Source organism: Chryseobacterium cheonjiense (genome assembly GCF_012927265.1).
GTDB lineage: Bacteria > Bacteroidota > Bacteroidia > Flavobacteriales > Weeksellaceae > Chryseobacterium > Chryseobacterium cheonjiense.
This window is the reverse complement of record NZ_JABBGF010000002.1, coordinates 372,564-390,973: the sequence shown is the minus strand read 5'-3', so window position 1 is coordinate 390,973 and position 18,410 is coordinate 372,564. Positions and strand designations below refer to the sequence as shown.

General features: G+C 38.2%; 18 protein-coding genes. 7 read left to right on the top strand and 11 right to left on the bottom strand.

The genetic code is table 11. The features are described from left to right. Position 1: 1 nt before the first annotated feature. Together HHL20_RS12335 and HHL20_RS12330 are read right to left on the bottom strand one after the other, a co-directional pair. Entirely contained in the window at positions 2-634 is a 633-nt protein-coding gene (locus HHL20_RS12335; protein WP_317166010.1) for an energy transducer TonB, read from the bottom strand. 45 nt (positions 635-679) lie between these two features. After that, a complete protein-coding gene (locus tag HHL20_RS12330; protein ID WP_169231489.1) occupies positions 680-1,600 on the bottom strand; it encodes a helix-turn-helix transcriptional regulator in 921 nt (306 codons plus the stop codon). A gap of 308 nt (positions 1,601-1,908) precedes the next feature. On the opposite strand from HHL20_RS12330, the gene HHL20_RS12325 reads away from it, so the two are divergent. After that, positions 1,909-2,295 (top strand): Rid family hydrolase, encoded by a 387-nt coding sequence (locus HHL20_RS12325; protein WP_169231488.1) that lies wholly within the window; start codon positions 1,909-1,911, stop codon positions 2,293-2,295. A 412-nt stretch (positions 2,296-2,707) separates the two neighbouring features. On the opposite strand, the gene HHL20_RS12320 is transcribed toward HHL20_RS12325, so the two are convergent. Continuing rightward, complete coding sequence (locus HHL20_RS12320) at positions 2,708-3,745, bottom strand: patatin-like phospholipase family protein (protein ID WP_169231487.1); 1,038 nt, start codon at positions 3,743-3,745, stop codon at positions 2,708-2,710. A gap of 186 nt (positions 3,746-3,931) precedes the next feature. Continuing rightward, entirely contained in the window at positions 3,932-4,432 is a 501-nt protein-coding gene (locus HHL20_RS12315; RefSeq protein ID WP_169231486.1) for a M15 family metallopeptidase, read from the bottom strand. 182 nt (positions 4,433-4,614) lie between these two features. On the opposite strand from HHL20_RS12315, the gene HHL20_RS12310 reads away from it, so the two are divergent. Beyond that, positions 4,615-5,886 carry a Y-family DNA polymerase gene (locus tag HHL20_RS12310; protein ID WP_169231485.1) on the top strand — a complete coding sequence of 424 codons (1,272 nt, stop codon included), beginning with the start codon at positions 4,615-4,617 and terminating at the stop codon, positions 5,884-5,886. Here the strand turns inward: HHL20_RS12310 and HHL20_RS12305 are convergent. Both HHL20_RS12305 and HHL20_RS12300 read right to left on the bottom strand, forming a co-directional pair. Further along, on the bottom strand, positions 5,883-7,001 hold the full coding sequence (locus HHL20_RS12305) for a serine hydrolase domain-containing protein (protein ID WP_228463186.1): 1,119 nt from the start codon (positions 6,999-7,001) through the stop codon (positions 5,883-5,885). The genes HHL20_RS12310 and HHL20_RS12305 overlap by 4 nt on opposite strands. A 120-nt stretch (positions 7,002-7,121) precedes the next feature. Continuing rightward, on the bottom strand, positions 7,122-8,663 hold the full coding sequence (locus HHL20_RS12300; protein WP_169231483.1) for a glycine--tRNA ligase: 1,542 nt from the start codon (positions 8,661-8,663) through the stop codon (positions 7,122-7,124). A gap of 266 nt (positions 8,664-8,929) precedes the next feature. Here HHL20_RS12300 and HHL20_RS12295 point away from each other — a divergent pair, with 266 nt between their 5' ends. Further along, complete coding sequence (locus HHL20_RS12295; protein ID WP_169231482.1) at positions 8,930-9,625, top strand: pseudouridine synthase; 696 nt, start codon at positions 8,930-8,932, stop codon at positions 9,623-9,625. A 579-nt stretch (positions 9,626-10,204) separates the two neighbouring features. After that, positions 10,205-11,242, top strand: coding sequence for a quinone-dependent dihydroorotate dehydrogenase (locus HHL20_RS12290; protein WP_169231481.1), 1,038 nt, complete (start codon positions 10,205-10,207; stop codon positions 11,240-11,242). Positions 11,243-11,245: 3 nt separating this feature from the next. Here the strand turns inward: HHL20_RS12290 and HHL20_RS12285 are convergent, their stop codons facing one another. Continuing rightward, positions 11,246-12,067 carry a hypothetical protein gene (locus HHL20_RS12285; RefSeq protein ID WP_169231480.1) on the bottom strand — a complete coding sequence of 274 codons (822 nt, stop codon included), beginning with the start codon at positions 12,065-12,067 and terminating at the stop codon, positions 11,246-11,248. 85 nt (positions 12,068-12,152) lie between these two features. After that, positions 12,153-13,397: a DUF445 domain-containing protein gene (locus tag HHL20_RS12280; RefSeq protein ID WP_169231479.1), complete on the bottom strand. Its 1,245-nt coding sequence runs from the start codon at positions 13,395-13,397 to the stop codon at positions 12,153-12,155. 205 nt (positions 13,398-13,602) lie between these two features. Here HHL20_RS12280 and msrB point away from each other — a divergent pair, with 205 nt between their 5' ends. The 3 genes from msrB to HHL20_RS12265 all read left to right on the top strand — a co-directional run bounded on the left by msrB (position 13,603) and on the right by HHL20_RS12265 (position 15,319). Further along, entirely contained in the window at positions 13,603-14,046 is a 444-nt protein-coding gene (gene msrB / locus HHL20_RS12275; RefSeq protein ID WP_169231478.1) for a peptide-methionine (R)-S-oxide reductase MsrB, read from the top strand. A 127-nt stretch (positions 14,047-14,173) separates the two neighbouring features. Next, entirely contained in the window at positions 14,174-14,938 is a 765-nt protein-coding gene (locus HHL20_RS12270; RefSeq protein ID WP_169231477.1) for a murein L,D-transpeptidase catalytic domain family protein, read from the top strand. Then, on the top strand, positions 14,939-15,319 hold the full coding sequence (locus HHL20_RS12265; RefSeq protein ID WP_169231476.1) for a cupin domain-containing protein: 381 nt from the start codon (positions 14,939-14,941) through the stop codon (positions 15,317-15,319). Positions 15,320-15,415: 96 nt separating this feature from the next. Here the strand turns inward: HHL20_RS12265 and fabF are convergent, their stop codons facing one another. From fabF to HHL20_RS12250, 3 genes are read right to left on the bottom strand one after another with little or no spacing between them, the layout of a single operon-like run. Further along, the gene (gene fabF, locus HHL20_RS12260) at positions 15,416-16,657 is read right to left on the bottom strand and encodes a beta-ketoacyl-ACP synthase II (protein WP_169231475.1); all 1,242 of its coding nucleotides are present in this window, start codon (positions 16,655-16,657) and stop codon (positions 15,416-15,418) included. Between the two features lie 48 nt (positions 16,658-16,705). After that, positions 16,706-17,134, bottom strand: coding sequence for a PaaI family thioesterase (locus HHL20_RS12255; RefSeq protein WP_228463185.1), 429 nt, complete (start codon positions 17,132-17,134; stop codon positions 16,706-16,708). 2 nt (positions 17,135-17,136) lie between these two features. Continuing rightward, complete coding sequence (locus tag HHL20_RS12250; RefSeq protein ID WP_169231474.1) at positions 17,137-18,405, bottom strand: acetyl-CoA C-acetyltransferase; 1,269 nt, start codon at positions 18,403-18,405, stop codon at positions 17,137-17,139. Between the last annotated feature and the right edge of the window lie 5 nt (positions 18,406-18,410).

Sequence of the window (18,410 nt, the reverse complement as noted above, 5' to 3'; positions counted from 1 at the left end):
GTTATTCTTCAAGATTCATAGTTAAAGGAAGCCGGAAACGATATCGTACCGGAATACCATTGACGATGGCCGGGGAAAACTTCTGTGAAACAGAATATAAGGCAATTTCGGCCTGTCTGTTGAAGGTGAAATTATCTCCCTGGGCTTCAACATTTGTTATAGTGCCGTCCCTTTCCACAATAAAAGCAACATTTGTTTTAATGGTCTTGGTTTCAGAATATATACCTCCCAGGTAAAAAAGGTCGGCCACTTCTTTTCTGAGTTCGTTGATCCCTCCGGGGTAATCTGCCGCTTTGTCTATAACCACATTCGGAACTTCAGGAGCTTCGGGTGTAATGTTTGCTTTTATAAGGTGGAGTCTCGCCAGGTCCTCCAGATTTTTTGTTTTTAATAAAACACCAGTTAAAGCCACATTCTCTATACTGTCCATCTTTTGCATGAAAAGAAGGTAATCGCTTTTTATGGAAGCTTTATGGAAATTATCGGTCTCAGCATCAAACTTTTTCTTGAATTCCTGACCCAGCATAGAGCGGTGCTGGTTGTAATATTGTTTAACGAGCCTGAAGTCTTCGGTCTGCTGCGAAAAGCAGAATGAAGAAATAAGACAGAAAATGTATGGAAACAGGAATTTCACTTTGATATATTTATGTAAAAGTAATCAAAAAATCCAATACATTGCTCAGTCCTTAAGATAGCTGTTCAGCGACTCCTGCAGATGGCTGCGTATTTCATCAACTAAAATTTTCGGTTCTAAAACCTGCACTTCTTTTCCATACGATAAAATCTCCTGCATAAAGTCGTAAGTGGGATGAAGGAAAAATTCAAAATAGATGTCTTCCGGGGTTTCCTTTACTTCTTTCTGAGACTGGTGAAGGGGGAAACTTTTGATATACTCTCCCTGATGCCTGCTGCATTTGAGAACAATTTTCTGAGGATTTTGAGCTGTAAGATTCATTACTCCGAAAGCATTTTTAAAATGTTCCCTGAAATTATATTTATATTTTTCCTTGAATTTGCTGTTGGAAACATCCAAATAATTGATCCTGTCCAGCCCGAAAGATTTCAGCATTTTATCCTTGGTATCAATAGCGATGAGATACCATCGGTCTTTGGATTCTTTTAAAGCAAGAGGGTGTACCTTTCGGGAAGTCATCAGTTTATTTTTATAATTATAATGTTCAAAAGAGACAATTCTTTTATTTCTGATGGCAAAGAACAGGTCATAAAAATGTTCAACGCCTGTAGGTTTTCTGCTTTCAAAAAAGATAAAATCTGAGAAATCGGGATGAAGATTCAGGGCATTGCTTACCTGGAACGATTCGAGTAATTTCTGGTTATACTCATCCACTTCCATAATGGGACGGCTCTCAATATAATATCGGTTATCACCTTTCTTCTTGTTGTGGATGGATAGATTAAACAGGTCGGAAATTTCACGGATATCTCTCTGCAAAGTACGGATCGAATAGCTTTTAATGCCCGCGTCCTGAAATTCAAAAGAGTTGAGCAGGTAGTCTTCCAGCTGTGAATAGGTCGCTGGAGAACTTTCTAATCTTTTGATTATCAAAGCGTATCTGGTCAGGTAAAAGTCTTTTTTCATTCGGATTTATTTATGGTACAGTTTTCTGCAGTTGTAATTTCGAATGGAACGCTAAGCGTTTCATGGTTACATTTCTAAGACAAATATATAAGCTTAATGCGACAAAACGTGTCGTGTTTTATTTTTGTGGATAAGTTTCCTAACGCTGCTATCAACGAAAAGATTTTATTAAAATTCAATATTGTTATAGGTGATTTACGATATTTCGATAAATTTTCTTTTATGAATTAAAAATAAAATTTTGAAAATCAATATTTTAGTTATAAGGCATTATGGTTGAGACGGTATCTGTAATTTAAAATAAAATTATGAGTACTAAAGAGTTTAAAACTTTTAATATGCCTTGGGAAAAGGTATATGGTTATGTTCAGGCAGTAAAGAAAGGAGATACGATATGGATTTCCGGTCAATTGGGTCATAATATGGAAGGTACACTTGCTGAAGGAATGGAAAATCAGTTCAGGCAGACCTATGAAAATATAGGACAATTATTGACCGAATTTGGAATGAAAAGTGATGATGTAACAGAGGAAGTTATTTATGTAACGGATATGCAGGAAGGCTTTGCCGCGAGAAAACTTATGGGAAAAGAATTTTATGGAGAAGATTGTATCGTTGCCAGTACGATCGTTGCAGTAAATGAACTCGCGCTTCCGGGACAGAAAATGGAGATTAAAATTGTAGCCAGAAATTAGCTTTACCTAAAGTAAACTCCGCAGGATTTTCTGCGGAGTTCTTAATGTTTATGTGAATGGTTGTTAGTTTTTATTCATCAAGAGTTTCGTTTTCAAAATCATCCCGAAAAAAGTTTTCAATGTCACTGAGAAAATTTTCATAATCTATTTCTGTATTTTCGATTTCGTTCCAGTCAATAGCATAAAAATCTTCATCGAAAACAGAGTATCGGAATGATGAGTTGGTGTTTCCATGGTTATGTATTTGAATAGGTTATAGTTTTAGATAAATCTGAATAATTTGAGTTTTCATGGTTATTGTTTTAATTCTGATTCAAAGATATTTTGCCGTAACGACAAAACATGACGTGTAAAAATTATTTTTAAAATATAAGGTTTGTAGCTTATTTTATGTGTTTATAAGCCGAAACGCTTATATTTTATTTTTAATCAGCTTCTGTACGATCTGATTAAGAACATCCCGGTTATCGTCAATATAGCATAACCCGGCCTGTATCAGATTTTCAATATTGGACCTTTTTACATTGTCCATTGCCGGAGATGCATTTTTCAATGAAGGATTAAGGCGGTAATAATTTTTCTGATTTCGCTGTCCCAGTGTATCAAACATCTGGCAAAGCTGATAATCTACTGTTTCCGCATTGGCCGACATTAAAATATCGATGATGGGATTCACCCAGCTTATTTTTCCTGCCTTTTCAAGCTTTTTGAAAGAATAAGCGCGTGCTTCAATACCGGTCCCGATAGAAATGACGATCATATCATTTACGGTAGGATGGTTGGTTTTCTGATTATTTTTCAATATTTCGGCAAAAGGAATTTTTCGGGCTTCCGCATACGCGCATAGTGATGGGTTATTCGCAAACATGCCGCCATCGATCAGGCTGAAAATCTGCCCGTACATTGATTTAATCTGAACCGGCGAAAAATAAGTAGGTGCCGCTGAAGTTGCCCGGCATACATCCCGCACATAAAAGTTGTCAGTGTTAAGCCTCGCCTTCCAGGAATTAAAGAGCTTTGCTCTTCTGTTTTCAATATCATAACTCGTTATTAAACATGGTTTTATCAGTTCTTTTAATTCTAAATTTCCAAAAAAGTCATTCAGATTTTTTTCAAGTGCTTTCTGGGATATTTTTTCGTTAATCAACCCAAAAGGATTGATGAGTGTTTCCCAGAAAGAAACCTGGAATATGTCGCCACCTTTTTCAGCATAAAGCTCCAATCCTTTCTGAATGGAATATTTTGCTTTTCGGTGTTCATCGGGACATAGAATAATAGATGCAATCAGACCGCCTGTACTGCTTCCTGCAACAAAATCAAAATAATCTCCGAGTTTGGCTCCCGGATTATCATAAATCTGCAGCTGTTCTTCTATGTAACGCAGAATAATGCAGGTGATGATTCCCCTGATTCCGCCCCCGTCCAAAGATAGAATGGTTGTCTTTTTCATTTGTTTTTTGCTTTTTTAGAAGAAAAACCAGACAATTAAAGACAAGTAAAACCAATAGATTTTCCGGAGAAATAACTATTGGTTTTTAATTGTATAGAGATTGTTTTGGTGTTTCTCTAAAGCAAAAGTAGGACTGGGAAGCGACAGAACTTGTCGTATTAAAATAATTTTTCAAACAAAGGAGAATTAAAAAATTATATAATTTTCTTTATCCCGCTTCATTTTAATCAGGTTTCGCCAGCTTGTTTTCACCATACCTTTCTCCGTTAGGATGGCTTTTTTCTCAAAGTGGGGGAGGTCCTTGAAAGTTTTCCAGTTGCCGCCCCAGTCCCAGCCGTATTTAGCAAAAATTTTCACACATTCATACCAGTCGGCCACCCTGTCATTATCCCAATCTTTCACCGTGTCCCAGCTGGCTGTCTTGCCGTCGATCATCATGCATATATCAACGGCGAGTCCATAATTGTGAATGCTCTGGCCGGCTTTGGCATTGGTCACTTTTTTTCCGGAAGTAATTCTTCCGATCGCGTACAGTTTTTCCTGCTCTTCAAAGCTTCGCAGACCTTGTGTAATTCTTACTTTTGCTCTTCCGCTTAATGCTTCATCACAATCTTCTATGATCTGTTTTACCTCTTCCCTTACAAGAGGATGCAGCTTTTCAATTCTTTGTACTGTTACTTTATCCATATCAATAATTTAGCATTTTAGAAAACAAAATTACAGGTATATGACGACAAAACTTGACGTATTAAAATAAATTTAATATCCTGTATATCAAATATTTAAATTTAATGTTAAAATTTATATTAAACATAATATTATAGTTTAAAAGTTATAATTTTGCTTATTGAAATGCTCCGTTTTTAATTATGTATGCTCTGGTAGACTGTAATAATTTCTTTGTTTCCTGCGAGCGGACTTTAGATCCTGCGCTTGAAAATCAGCCTGTTGTTGTACTTTCCAACAACGACGGATGTGTTGTGTCCCGGAGCAGAGAAGCCAAGGATCTTGGAATTCCTATGGCGGCACCTGCCTTTAAATTTAAAGAACTTTTTAAAGAACATAATGTAAAGAGTTTCTCTGCAAAATTTGAATTGTATAATTTCAAAAGTCAGCAGGTTATTGAAATAGCAAAATCGTATGTACTGGATTATGAAGTGTACAGTATTGATGAATTGTTTCTGGATTTCACAGGTTTTAAATACATCAACATCCACGATTATTGTATTGAAATAAAAAACAGGATCGGGAAGGAGGCCAATATTCCCGTAAGTATAGGTATTGCCCCTACAAAGACCTTATGCAAGGTTGCCAACAGAATTGTAAAAAAGTACCCTGATAATTTTGATGGAGTATTTATACTGGATACACCGGATAAAATTGAAAAAGCTTTAAAATGGCTGCCTATAGGAGATGTATGGGGAATAGGGCGCAGACTTGCCGTAAAAATGAATGATAACGGTGTTCATAAAGCGTGGGATCTGCTGCAGAAACCCGAAATGTGGGTGCGTAAAGTAATGGGAATTCATGGGATAAGAATGATCAACGAGCTCAAAGGAATCCGGCAGCTGGAACTGGATGCTCCGTCTCCGAAGAAATCCATCGCGGTAACGAGAAGTTTTATGGAAATGCTTACCCAAAAAGAAGAGGTGCGAGAAAGGGTCGAAACTTTTGGAATGTACTGCTCTGAGCGTTTAAGAAAGCAAAACACCTGCTGTAAAATGATAACGGTTTTCGTACAGACTAATCGTTTCCGTAAAGATTTACCGGAATACAAAAATGCAGTGACACAGATTCTCCCGAATCCTACTAATTCTTCCATCCTGATAGGAAGAGTGGTAAATGAATTGTTTGAAGCTGTTTTTAAAGAAGGATTCCATTATAAAAAAGCGGGAGTAATTGTCAATGATTTCGTACCCGAAGATCAAAGGTTAATCAACCTTTTCGAAGAAGATACTCAAAATCAGCATTTGCCGGTAATGAAAGCCATGGATGCATTGAATAAAAAATTCGGAAAAGATAAAGTACGCCTGGGAAGTATGAGTGGAGAAAATACTTACGGAAGAAAACAATTATCTCCCGAATATGAAGCGTTCCTGAAGAATAATACTTTTACGGAAGCCAATTTCAGGTTTCATTAATCAGCAAATAATTGTACGGTCTCATTCACAAGGAACTTTACTTGGTCGGGCCTTCCACGGTCTTTTTTCGGGATATTGTTGTAGCTTCCTGTTCTTACGATAACCATATTGTGTTCAGGAACCATGATGATGTATTGTCCCTGAAGTCCTAAAAAATAATAATGTTTAATTGGATTGTCATAATTAATCCAGAATCCCATTCCATAGATTTCTTCAGATTTTTCTGTAGGAGTCCGCATTTGATTGATAAAATCAGGATTTAGAATCTGCTTTTCTCCTGCTTTGCCGTTATTCAGGAATAACTGTCCCAGCTTTGCAAAATCCCGGGTTGTAGCATGGATGCAGCAATAGGTTTTTTCCATCCCGCTTTCGTCTGTGCTCCATTCTGCCTGATGTTCCATCCCGAGCGGAGTCCATATTTTTTCAGATAAATAGCTCGCAAGAGTCTGGTTAACTGCTTTTTTCACCGCGAAGCCCAGCAGTTGGGTAGAACCGCTTTGGTATTCAAATCGTTCTCCGGGATGATGCTTAAATGTTCTTGAAAAAGTAGCTTTTATAAGACTTCTTCCGTAGTAGGCTTTGGCATTCGGTAAAAAAGGATTTTTATAGTTTTCTTCCCAGTTCAGGCCGGATTCCATCTGGGCCAGATTTTTCAGTGTTAAATTTTCAGCAAATGCTTTGTTTTTAAATTCCGGAAAATAATCAGAAAACTTATCATCAATACTTTTGATTTTTCCTTCTTCAACAGCTTTACCAAAAAGCATGACGGTGACGGCCTTTGCCATGGAAAAAGAATTGGTCTTTGACAATTCAGTATAGCCGTTCCAGTATTGTTCATGAATGAGTTTACCGTTTTTTACCACAAGAAAAGAAGCCGTGTTGGAATGGTGCAAATCTTCAACGATATTTTCCGGTAATGGGGTTTTATTGTATTCCGGATCTTTTTCCCAAGGGGCAGGATTGCCGGCAGCGATGACATTGTGGGTGAAAAACTTTCCGTCATCAATATGAGCGCTCATTTTTCCCTTCAGATAGGTTTTTGAAATTCCGTTAAAAATATAACTGTATCCGAAAAGATAGAAAAGTGCTGCTGCGATTACTAGAATTGTAATCATATAAATAATAACCATCATACCAATTGATCTTAAAACAAATGTAAGCTAAATTTGAAAATATCGGACGAAACCGGATTTTTTAGCAAAAATAAAAAGCCCTGATTTCTCAAGGCTTTTCATTTATATTTTTGAAAGTAAATTTCTGAAGTTGGTCTTTTCATCAATGATTCTTCTCAACTCTGAAACAGGAACTCGTTCCTGCTGCATGGTATCCCTGTCTCTGATCGTTACGGTGTGATCTGTTAATGAATCATGATCAATCGTAATACAGTAAGGCGTTCCGATGGCATCCTGTCTTCTGTAGCGTTTTCCGATCGCATCTTTTTCTTCGTAGAACAGGTTGAAATCGTATTTCAGGTCGTTAAAGATCTGCTCGGCATATTCCGCTAACCCGTCTTTTTTCATTAACGGAAGAATGGCAGCTTTAATCGGTGCTAAAGCCGGTGGTAATGATAAAACTGTTCTTTCCGAACCATCTTCCAATACTTCGTCTTTTAAGCAATGAGAGAAAATGGAAAGTAATAATCTGTCCAGACCTACCGAAGTTTCCACCACATACGGAACATAGTTTTCGTTTCTTTCGGGATCGAAGAATTGTAATTTTCTTCCTGAATGCTTTTCATGAGCCTTTAAATCGAAATCTGTTCTGGAGTGAATACCTTCCAGCTCTTTGAAACCGAACGGGAAATTAAACTCAATATCAGCCGCAGCGTTCGCGTAATGAGCCAGTTTTTCGTGATCATGGAATCTGTAGTTTTCGTCACCCAAACCTAACGCTAAATGCCAGTTAAGTCGTTTCTGCTTCCACTGTTCATAGAATTCCAATTCTGTTCCAGGAGCAACGAAGAACTGCATTTCCATCTGTTCAAATTCACGCATTCTGAAAATAAACTGTCTTGCAACGATCTCATTTCTAAATGCTTTACCGATCTGTGCAATACCGAAAGGAAGCCTGTGTCGTGATGTTTTCTGAACATTCAAAAAGTTCACGAAAATGCCCTGAGCAGTTTCCGGTCTTAAATACAAGTCCATTGCAGAGTCTGCAGAAGCGCCCAGTTTCGTTCCGAACATCAGGTTGAACTGCCGTACTTCCGTCCAGTTTTTAGAACCGGTATCCGGATCAGCAATTTCCAGCTCTTCGATTAAGGCTTTTACATCAGCAAGGTCTTCATTTTCCAGGGATTTTGCCAGCCTTGAAAGAATGGCTTCTCTTTTGGCTCTGTATTCCAGTATCTTGGGATTGGTAGCGACAAACTGATCTTTATCAAATGATTCTCCGAATCTTTTCGCAGCCTTTTCAATTTCCTTGTTTTCTTTATCCTCAATCTTGGCGCAGTAATCTTCCACCAAAACGTCTGCTCTGAAACGTTTTTTAGAATCTTTATTGTCAATCAACGGATCGTTAAAAGCGTCTACGTGGCCCGATGCTTTCCATGTTGTAGGGTGCATCAAAATTGCTGAATCAATGCCGACAATATTTTCGTTAAGCTGTACCATGGCTTTCCACCAGTACTGCTTAATATTATTTTTGAGTTCGGCACCGTTCTGTCCATAATCATAAACAGCGGATAAACCATCGTAGATCTCACTCGAAGGGAAAATAAAACCATATTCTTTAGCGTGAGAAATCACTTTCTTGAAAACATCTTCTTGCTTTGCCATAATTTTTTAACGTCTGAAGTTGCAAAAATAGTGAAAAAGCGGGAAGTTAGAAGTTTTTATAATACAGAATTTTAGGAGTCGGGAACCTGCTTTCGCTACTCGCTATTTTCCGGGATTTAGGCGGCGCGGCTTCGCCGCACCGCCTAAATCCCGGAAAATGAGCTCAAACATGCCGCTCAATCAGGACTAGTGATAGCAAACTTCAAACAACCCTAACGGGTTTTTAAAACCCGTTAGGGTTAATAGAAATTCTCTACTTTTGCCGGATGTTAGAAATTCTTTACCGAGACGAGCATCTTATTGCCATCAATAAACCCAGCGGATTATTGGTTCATAAATCTTTTTATTCCGGAGAAGCAGATACGTATGCGATTCAGGAACTGAAAAAGCAGATCGGGCAAAAAGTATATCCGGTACACCGGTTAGACCGGAAAACTTCGGGTGTTTTGCTGTTTACTTTAGATAGAGAGACATTGAGAATAATGAGCGATCAGTTCGCCACGCGGGAAGTAGAGAAAAAATATATTGCAATTCTGCGGGGTTGGGCCAAAGAAGAAGAAACCATTGATTATGACCTGGTCAATGAAAACGAAGTTACGCAGAATGCTGTTACGTATTACAGGCGTTTGCAGACTTCGGAAATAGACTTGCCTTTTCTAAAACATCAGACTTCGCGGTACTGTCTGGTTGAAGCAACTCCTGAAACAGGAAGGTTCCATCAGTTGAGGAAGCATTTTAAACATATTCTACACCCTATTTTAGGCTGCCGCAAACACGGCTGTAATAAGCAGAATAAGTTGTGGCTTCAGACATTTGGTATCAGCAAAATGACGCTGCACGCCCATCAACTGACATTTAATCATCCGACTTCCGGCGAAAAAGTAACAATCAATGCTACAATAGATAATGATTTTAAAAAAATTGGAGCTATTCTGAACCTGGATTTGAGTGCCTATTCTTAGTTGTTTGAATAATGTAATTCGTCAGTTCGAGTAATTTTCGGAATAAAATGGAGAAAATGTATCGAGAACTTTTATTGCGTTTCTCAATACCCTGTGTTTTGCTCATTCCTTGAAGCAACGAAACTCTATGTAATAAAATTTACCCTAAACTTGTTAATTATTATTGCTTCTATAATAGGCGTTATGAAACTTGCATTAAATATCTCGGAGATTTAACAGATTACGCAGATTTATATTTTATTGCTCAATTTTAATTTATATCGATTATGCAGTTTGTCATCTGAAAGGATCTAACACAGTTAAAAGACAGACTTCATTTATTGCACACTATGGAACAACCAACTGCAACCCTAGCCCCGATTGCAATGAAAATCCTTTTTGAAAAAAAAGATTGTAATGGAAAGCGGGAAATAGCTCCTGAAAACTTTATCAATCAGCGTTACGTTATCTTACATATTAAACAGATCCTGCAGATGATTACATGTTATAGACACTATATATCATACAATTTTCCCATTAATATCATAGGTTAATAGAGCATTAAATTTAAAATGAGTATTTTTGTAAAACTTTTTTTCAATGTACAAGTCGCTCATTCGCCCGATTCTTTTCAAATTTGATCCTGAGGAAGTTCATCATTTTACTTTTTCAATGCTTAAAAATTTTGGATTTCTAACAAAATTATTTTTCCCGAAACCTGTTGAAGATAAACGTCTTGAAAGAGAAGTCTTCGGATTGAAATTTAAAAATCCCGTAGGACTGGCTGCCGGATTCGATAAAAATGCGGTATTATTTAATGAATTGGGAGATTTAGGATTCGGATTTGTAGAAATCGGTACGGTTACGCCAAGAGCACAAGCCGGAAATCCTAAGAAAAGGCTTTTCCGTCTGATTGAAGATGGCGGAATCATCAACAGAATGGGATTCAATAATGATGGTCTTGAAGCGGCCATTGAAAAACTGAAAGGCAACAAAGGCAAAATCATCATCGGCGGAAACATCGGTAAAAATACAGACACCACACCGGACAACTATACCCAAGATTATCTGGAATGTTTTGAAGGGCTTCATCCTTATGTAGACTATTTTGTGCTGAATGTAAGCTGTCCGAATGTAGGAAGCCACGCCAAGCTTGAAGATGTAGAGTATCTGAGAGAGTTAATTACCGAAGTTAAAAAAATCAACCAGTCAAAAACTGTACAAAAACCTATATTACTGAAAATTGCTCCGGATCTGAATAATAATCAACTTGATGAAATCATTGAGCTGATCGCAGAAACTAAAATTGACGGAATTGTAGTTTCCAATACATCGGTAAACAGGGAAGGCTTGAAAACATCACCGGAAGTGTTGGCACAGATCGGAAACGGTGGTCTTAGCGGAAAACCGATTCGTGAGCGAAGTACGAAAATGATCCAATATCTTTCCGACAAAAGCAACAGATCTTTCCCGATTATTGGAGTAGGCGGAATTCATTCTGCAAAGGATGCCCTGGAAAAACTGGATGCGGGAGCTACCCTTGTGCAGCTGTACACCGGGTTTATTTATGAAGGCCCGGAACTGATCAATGACATCAATAAAGCAATATTAACGAGAGCCAGCCGCCTACCGCGGTAATTGCTACCTCGACTTGGTGATGGTTGCATTTTTAATATCAACCGTTAAAGTATAAGCAGGAGAAGAGGAGTTTTTCTGAATATTCAGGATTTTTTTGTCATTCTTTTTTACGCTTTTGGTGTCATATATATTCTCTATGCAGCTTTCTGTGAGATATTCTTCATAATTTTTGAAATTCCAGTCATTGGTGAAATAGAGTACCCTGTACCCTTTTTCGCCATCGCTGGCACCGCACATTCCACAGAAATTAAAATTGGAGACTTCTTCAAAATATAATAAAACCCTGTTTCCGGATTTATCTGAAGCATACGAAATGAGCTTATTTCCTCCGGAAGGGTTGATCACATCGTAGGTGTTTATCTTTTTGTTGTGAGGAAGAATGAGATAATTGTTGTAGCGGTATATCCTTGTATCTTTGGTGAATAATTTTGCAGGCAGGATTTTATTAGCCATATAAAATTTTCCTTCAACTGCTTTTTTTAGTGAATAGTCACTTTCAAAAAACAGGGCTTCCCCCGGCTTCATGATTTTAGCAATACTGTCTGTTTTTGTGAGTGATTCTTGATCTGTAATTTTTTGACGGAGGAATTTTCCCGCACGACTTTGTTGGCTTCCGAAATTATACAGGTATAGGTTTGCCTGATCGTAGACTCCTGTTAAAGGAATTTTCTTTTTGTACTTATCATAATAATACCAACCTTTCACAAAATGCTGGTACTGGTTACAATCTACAATTCCCTCAAAATTAAGCTGTAAAGTAATCGGATTTCCTGCAATTTCTCCCTTGAAAATCTGGGAAGAATCGGTCACTTTTTTCAGTTCCACTTTTTGACAGGCAAAAAATGTTATGCTAAAAGAAAATATGAGAGAAAATAAGTTTTTCATGGTCAGGTTTGCATTTGGGTTAATGTCAGAGGAAAAAATGAGCAACGGTATAAATAATAAGTCCTACCAGTCCGCCCACTAATGTTCCGTTGACCCGGATGAACTGTAAATCTTTACCGACCTCAAGCTCCAATTTCTCACTGAGCTCCTTTCCCTGCCAGTTTCCTACGGTTGAACTGATGAGGTTTCCGAACTGATGGGTGTTTCTCAGGATATACTTGTAAGCCGTCACCCGAATCCAGTCGTCGATCTTATTCTGAAGGCTTTCGTCCGTTTTTAAGTTCTCTGAAAATTCGCTGAGGTTTTTGGATAGATAGTTTTTTAAAGAAGACTCTTCTTCCTGAAGTTCGTTCATTAATGTATTTTTAATGGAAATCCAGATGTCATTTGAATATTCATTCAGTTTGTCACCCTTCAGGAGATCATTTTTAATGTTTTTAAACTCTTCATCCCATTTCGGATCTTCTTTTAAATCAACAGAAAATTCAAGTATTTTCTGGGTAATCAGTTGTCTGATCTCATGCTGCGGATCTTCTTCAATTTCTCTGAAAAAATCTGACAGTCCGGTCGCGATTTTGTCAGCAATTTTATTATCAACAAAAGAAGGAATAAAGGTGTAGCTTCCTTTTTTTACCCGCTCTTTAATCATTTCATCATTTTCAAGAATGTAATTTTTGATCTGTGCCGAAAGATTGGTTACCATTCTCTGATGGTCGTTTTTCTCAATAATATAACCGATTCCGTTTCCTACGATTTTGTTAAGCTTAATATCATCGGTCATTTCCTGGACTTTTTTACTGATAAACTGACTCACCGCAGTATCGTCAAGCTTATTGAGAATGTCCAGAACAATATCTGAAATATTTTTAATGAGGATTTCCTGGTTTTTTTCCTTTGAAAGCCATTCACCCACAAATCCGGAAATTTTCAATTTCATCATGTAAGGCCTGATATTCTGTGGAGAAAGAAAATTACTCACCACAAAACTGCCGAGATTGTCGCCCAGTCGCTCCTTGCTGTTTTCAATAAGATTGGTGTGAGGTATGGGTAATCCCAACGGATGACGGAAAAGAGCGGTAACCGCGAACCAGTCAGCAAGTGCACCCACCATTGCCGCTTCCGAAAATGCCCGTACATAGCCGACCCAATGTGAGTCTACATTTTTCTGAAGAAGAGTGGTGGCAATAAAAACGGCCGCCATCAAAAGGAACAGTCCTGTAGCAAATGCCTTATATTTTCTTAATTGTTTTCTTTTGGCCTCATCATTCATATGCTCAAATTTAGTACATTTGGTATATATTTTTTACCACAAAAGTCACAAAAAATTGTACAGGATATTTAAAATTAAATGTTTCTGCTGAAGTACATATTAGATTTTATATACTGTGCAATTTTACCAGCATCAATTTAGGCAAAAAACTTTTGTGACTTTTGTGGTTAAATTTTAGTTACCTAAATCTTTTAAGTAAAATCTTATGCAAAACGAAGCAAAAAACAATCCATACTACTCAAGAACAGACAGAACACCGGTTAACATTCCCAACGATGAGTGGCAAAAAATACTTTCTCCTGAGCTGTACGCGGTGGCAAGAGAAGCAGCAACCGAAAGAGCCTTTACCGGGAAATACAATGAATTTGATCAAATGGGAGAATATTTCTGTGCGGTATGCGGAAATCACCTCTTCAGGTCCACGGAAAAATTTTCCAGCAGCTGCGGATGGCCGAGCTTTTTTGAAGCGGATAAAGAAGGCGTCTATTATAAAAGAGATCTAACCTACGGAATGGATAGGGTAGAGGTTCTGTGTAAACGGTGCGATTCCCATCTCGGGCATGTTTTTGATGATGGTCCGAAGCCTACCGGATTAAGGTACTGCATGAATTCCGTGAGTCTGGAATTTGTTCCGGATGAACAGATATAAAATAGTTTTTATTCACGAAATCAGGAAGTTAAAGTTTCTTAAATTTGAGTTAAACCCGTGGAGTTATTCTTTCAGATACTTATGTTTTTATACATTTGCTGACTCAATTGGATTAACATAATATTGAATGAAAGGATTTTATAGCGTATTAACTATTGTTTACATGGTAACTACTTCATTCTACTTGTCGCCTGAAAAAAAAGAGGCCAGGAATGAAATCAGTACAAAAAAGATTGAAAGAGTAACCGACGGAGAATCGGGAAAGACAACAGGGAAAACAGTATCCTCATCAGAAGAGTTATACAGATCTATCGCATTTGAACAAGGACATGAACTTAGCGAAGAAGTTTTCTTCAAAGCCTTAACGGGGTTTGAGAATTTGAAGAAAGCTGGTTTGCTTAATCGGGATTCGCATTTACTTACGGTATGCGATTTTTCCATGTCCTCTAATACGAAAAGACTTTGGGTAATTGATGTGAATGAGCGAAAAGTACTGTTCAACTCACTGGTAGCACACGGTAAAAATACCGGAGAAGAGTTTGCAACGAATTTTTCTAATACCGATAGCTCGCTTCAAAGTAGTTTAGGTTTTTATATTACCGATGCAACGTACAACGGGGACAACGGATTTTCCCTGAGATTACTGGGAATGGATAAAGGATTTAATGATGCGGCGTACAGAAGAGCTATCGTAATGCATGGCGCAGATTATGTAAGCGATGAATTTGCCGCAATGCATAAAAGAATCGGAAGAAGCTGGGGCTGCCCTGCCGTACCGAGAGATCTTACACAGCCGATTATTAACACCATTAAAGGAAGAAACCTTCTGTTTATTTATTATCCGGACCAGAATTATCTTTCTAAATCGGAATGGCTGAAAACATCAGTATAAATGAAAGAAAACCAGGAATATATTCCGGCAATACGATTGATAAATGCTCCTGACGGAAGCAGTACTTTCGAAACGGGAAAGATTCCTGTTCTGAAAACAATTGCCACTACATCTTTCAGGGTCAGCAATACTGTTGAAGAATGGGAGAAATCTGATCATCCTGCACCCAGAAGACAATATGTAGTAACGGTAAAAGGGAAAATCAGGTTTAAAGTGAGCAGTGGAGAAACATTTCTTATTGAACCCGGAATTATTCTTTTGGCAGAAGATGTAGAAGGAAAAGGTCACAGCTGGCAATTTGAAGAAGGAGAAACGTGGGAAAGGATTTATATTCCCATCACGGATCAAGGTGAAAGTTTTTTCATTCCTGATCGTAATTAGAAATATTTTAATTGATTAAATAAAAAAGCAGTCAGATTTTGACTGCTTTTTTGCATGATGATTGGGATCCGATCATATTTAAATGAAACAAATCTTTTATGAAAATTTCTTGAAAATTACTGTCGCATTATGTCCTCCGAAACCAAAAGCATTACTCAAAGCATAATTAATGGCTTTCTCTTTAGCCTCTCCAAAAACAATATTAATATCTTTAGGGATATTCTCATCTATGTTGTGAAGATTAATCGTTGGCGGGATAATTCCTGTTTCAATGGCTTTAATGGATAGAATCGCTTCGGCAGCACCTGCGGCACCCAGCAAATGTCCGGTCATTGATTTTGTGGCACTGATATCAAGATTTTTACTTCCTTTAAATAATTTGTTAATTCCGTTCAGTTCTACCAGATCTCCCATTGGAGTAGAAGTAGCATGGGGATTAATATAGTTAATATCATCCGTATTGATCTGGGCTTCTTTTAATGCCAGCTGCATTGCTTTAATGGCTCCTACACCATCCGGATGAGGAGCGGTCATGTGATAAGCATCTGCCGTCATTGCGGCTCCAGCCAATTCTGCGTAGATTTTTGCGCCTCTTGCTTTTGCATGTTCATATTCTTCAAGAATTAAAGCACCTGCACCTTCTCCCATGACAAAACCATCTCTGTTCGCATCATAAGGCCGGCTTGCTGTTGTAAAGTCATCATTCCTTGTAGACATAGCCTTCATAATGGAAAATCCTCCGATGGAAGCTGGTGTAATGGCTGCTTCAGATCCACCACTTACAATGACTTTGGCTTTTCCGAGCCTGATATAATTAAAAGCATCCATCAATGCCGTATTTCCTGTAGCACAGGCTGAAATTGTTGTATAATTAATCCCCTGAAGTCCAAATTTCATGGAAATCATTCCTGAAGCCATATTGGCGATGAATTTCGGAACAAAAAAAGGATTAAATCTCGGTGTTCCGTCTCCTTTTGTGAATTCCATCACTTCGCTTTCAAATGTCCACATTCCGCCCTGTCCTGTTCCCCAGATCACACCGGTGTCAAATGGATCCATATTTTCCAGCTCAAGTCCTGAATCTTTTAACGCTTCCGCAGCAGAATACATCGCATATTGTGAAAAAAGATCACTTCGTTTGATTTCATTGTGGGTTAAATGAGTTTTAGGATCAAAATCTTTCACCTCACAGGCAAAGTGTACTTTAAATTTTTCCGTATCAAAATGGGTAATTTTGTTGGCTCCGCTTACTCCGTTAATGCTGTTTTCCCAGAATTCTCCGACATTATTTCCTAGCGGGGTTACTGCGCCCAGTCCTGTAATGACTACTCTTTTCATTCGTAGATATTTATCTTTATTGGTCTTATCATCAAATAATGATGAGGTTTAATTGTTAATTTTGAATAGGTTGGAGGTTCCTCTTGCAATGATTCTTGTTTTGTCTGAGTTCCAGATTTCACATTGGGCATTTACAAATTGTTTACCTCTTTTAATGATTGTTGTTTCCGCGACAATAATATCATTTTCTTTGGCAGTGGAAAAATAATCAATAACATTATTGATGGTTGTAATGAAGGAATTTTCATTTAACGAAAACATAGTGGCACCAATGATATCGTCGATAATCGCAGCTGTGATTCCGCCATGGAGGTTTCCTGCCGGATTGAGCCATTCGTGTCGTATGATGTATTGAAATTCCAGTTGTCCTTCTTCTGCGGAAAGAATTACCGGATTCAGCCATTTCATAAAAGGAGATGGTGATTGGGTGAATTCTTTTCCTATATGCTGTTTTAATTGTGCAAGCCTGTCCATCATTTTTATTTTTCCAATATCATAGTAACGCCTTGCCCGCGGGCTGCACAGATGGAAATGAAGCCTTTTCCGCTTCCTTTTTGATCTAAAAGCTTTGCTAATGTAGCAATAATTCTTCCTCCTGTTGCCGCAAAAGGGTGTGCCGCAGCAAGACTTCCGCCTTTCACGTTCAGCTTGTTGCGGTCGATTTTTCCCAGTGCTTTTTCAAGTCCGAACTTTTTGGCAAGATCATCATGTTCCCAGATTTTTAATGTCGCTAAAACCTGCGCAGCAAATGCTTCATGAATTTCATAATAATCGAAATCTTCAAGCTTCATTCCTGCTTTTTCCAGCATTCTGTCGGCGGCAAAAACCGGAGCAAGCAATAAATTCTGCTTATTTTCAACGTATTCTATGCCTGCTACTTCAGAAAAGCTGATGTAAGCCAAAACCGGAAGGTTGTTTTCTTTTGCCCATTCTTCACTGGCCAGCAGAATGGCAGACGCACCATCCGTAAATGGTGTGGAATTTCCCGCCGTTAATGTGCCGTTCTCTTTATCAAAAGCCGATTTTAACTGGGCCAGTTTTTCAAGGCTTGTATCTCGTCGAAGATTATTGTCTTTATCCAATCCGAAAGCAGGAGAGATCATATCATCGAAGAAACCCTCATCGTATGCTTTTGCCATATTCTGGTGGCTTTTAAATGCCAATAGATCCTGATCTTCGCGGGAAATTTCATAATATTTTGCAGTAATTTCTGTATGTCCTCCCATCACCAAACCGGTTTTGGGTTCCTGGCCCTTGTAGGGAACCGGCATCCAGTCTTTTAGTCTAGGATCTAATAATTGTTTGATTTTCCCAACGACAGATTTTTCTTTATTGGCTTTCAATAACGCTTTTCTTAATCGTGGAGATGTTTCGAAAGGGATATTGCTCATTGCTTCAACACCGCAGGCAATACCACTCTCAATCTGGCCTAAAGCAATTTTATTTCCGATATAAATTGCTGCTTCAATTCCGGTGTCACAGGCCTGTTGGAGGTCGCATCCCGGAGTGGCAGGATCCAGAGAGGTTTCCATAACAGATTCCCGGATGAGGTTGCTCTCAGAAATATGTTTGATAACGGCACCGCCGGCGACTTCTCCCAACAGTTTTCCCTTAAGGTTGCACCGTTCTATGAGTCCGTTCAGTGCGGCAGTCAGCAGATCCTGATTGCTTTTTTCTGCATATGCGGTATTGATTCTGGCAAACGGAATTCTGTTGTATCCTACGATGGCCACTTTTTTTGTTTCCATATGAT

Coding starts and splice junctions, on each gene's coding strand:
- HHL20_RS12330 (WP_169231489.1), bottom strand. CDS start 1,600: ATGAAAAAAGACTTTTACCTGACCAGATACGCTTTGATAATCAAAAGA.
- HHL20_RS12325 (WP_169231488.1), top strand. CDS start 1,909: ATGAGTACTAAAGAGTTTAAAACTTTTAATATGCCTTGGGAAAAGGTA.
- HHL20_RS12320 (WP_169231487.1), bottom strand. CDS start 3,745: ATGAAAAAGACAACCATTCTATCTTTGGACGGGGGCGGAATCAGGGGA.
- HHL20_RS12315 (WP_169231486.1), bottom strand. CDS start 4,432: ATGGATAAAGTAACAGTACAAAGAATTGAAAAGCTGCATCCTCTTGTA.
- HHL20_RS12310 (WP_169231485.1), top strand. CDS start 4,615: ATGTATGCTCTGGTAGACTGTAATAATTTCTTTGTTTCCTGCGAGCGG.
- HHL20_RS12305 (WP_228463186.1), bottom strand. CDS start 7,001: ATGATTACAATTCTAGTAATCGCAGCAGCACTTTTCTATCTTTTCGGA.
- HHL20_RS12300 (WP_169231483.1), bottom strand. CDS start 8,663: ATGGCAAAGCAAGAAGATGTTTTCAAGAAAGTGATTTCTCACGCTAAA.
- HHL20_RS12295 (WP_169231482.1), top strand. CDS start 8,930: ATGTTAGAAATTCTTTACCGAGACGAGCATCTTATTGCCATCAATAAA.
- HHL20_RS12290 (WP_169231481.1), top strand. CDS start 10,205: ATGTACAAGTCGCTCATTCGCCCGATTCTTTTCAAATTTGATCCTGAG.
- HHL20_RS12280 (WP_169231479.1), bottom strand. CDS start 13,397: ATGAATGATGAGGCCAAAAGAAAACAATTAAGAAAATATAAGGCATTT.
- msrB (WP_169231478.1), top strand. CDS start 13,603: ATGCAAAACGAAGCAAAAAACAATCCATACTACTCAAGAACAGACAGA.
- HHL20_RS12270 (WP_169231477.1), top strand. CDS start 14,174: ATGAAAGGATTTTATAGCGTATTAACTATTGTTTACATGGTAACTACT.
- HHL20_RS12265 (WP_169231476.1), top strand. CDS start 14,939: ATGAAAGAAAACCAGGAATATATTCCGGCAATACGATTGATAAATGCT.
- fabF (WP_169231475.1), bottom strand. CDS start 16,657: ATGAAAAGAGTAGTCATTACAGGACTGGGCGCAGTAACCCCGCTAGGA.
- HHL20_RS12255 (WP_228463185.1), bottom strand. CDS start 17,134: ATGATGGACAGGCTTGCACAATTAAAACAGCATATAGGAAAAGAATTC.
- HHL20_RS12250 (WP_169231474.1), bottom strand. CDS start 18,405: ATGGAAACAAAAAAAGTGGCCATCGTAGGATACAACAGAATTCCGTTT.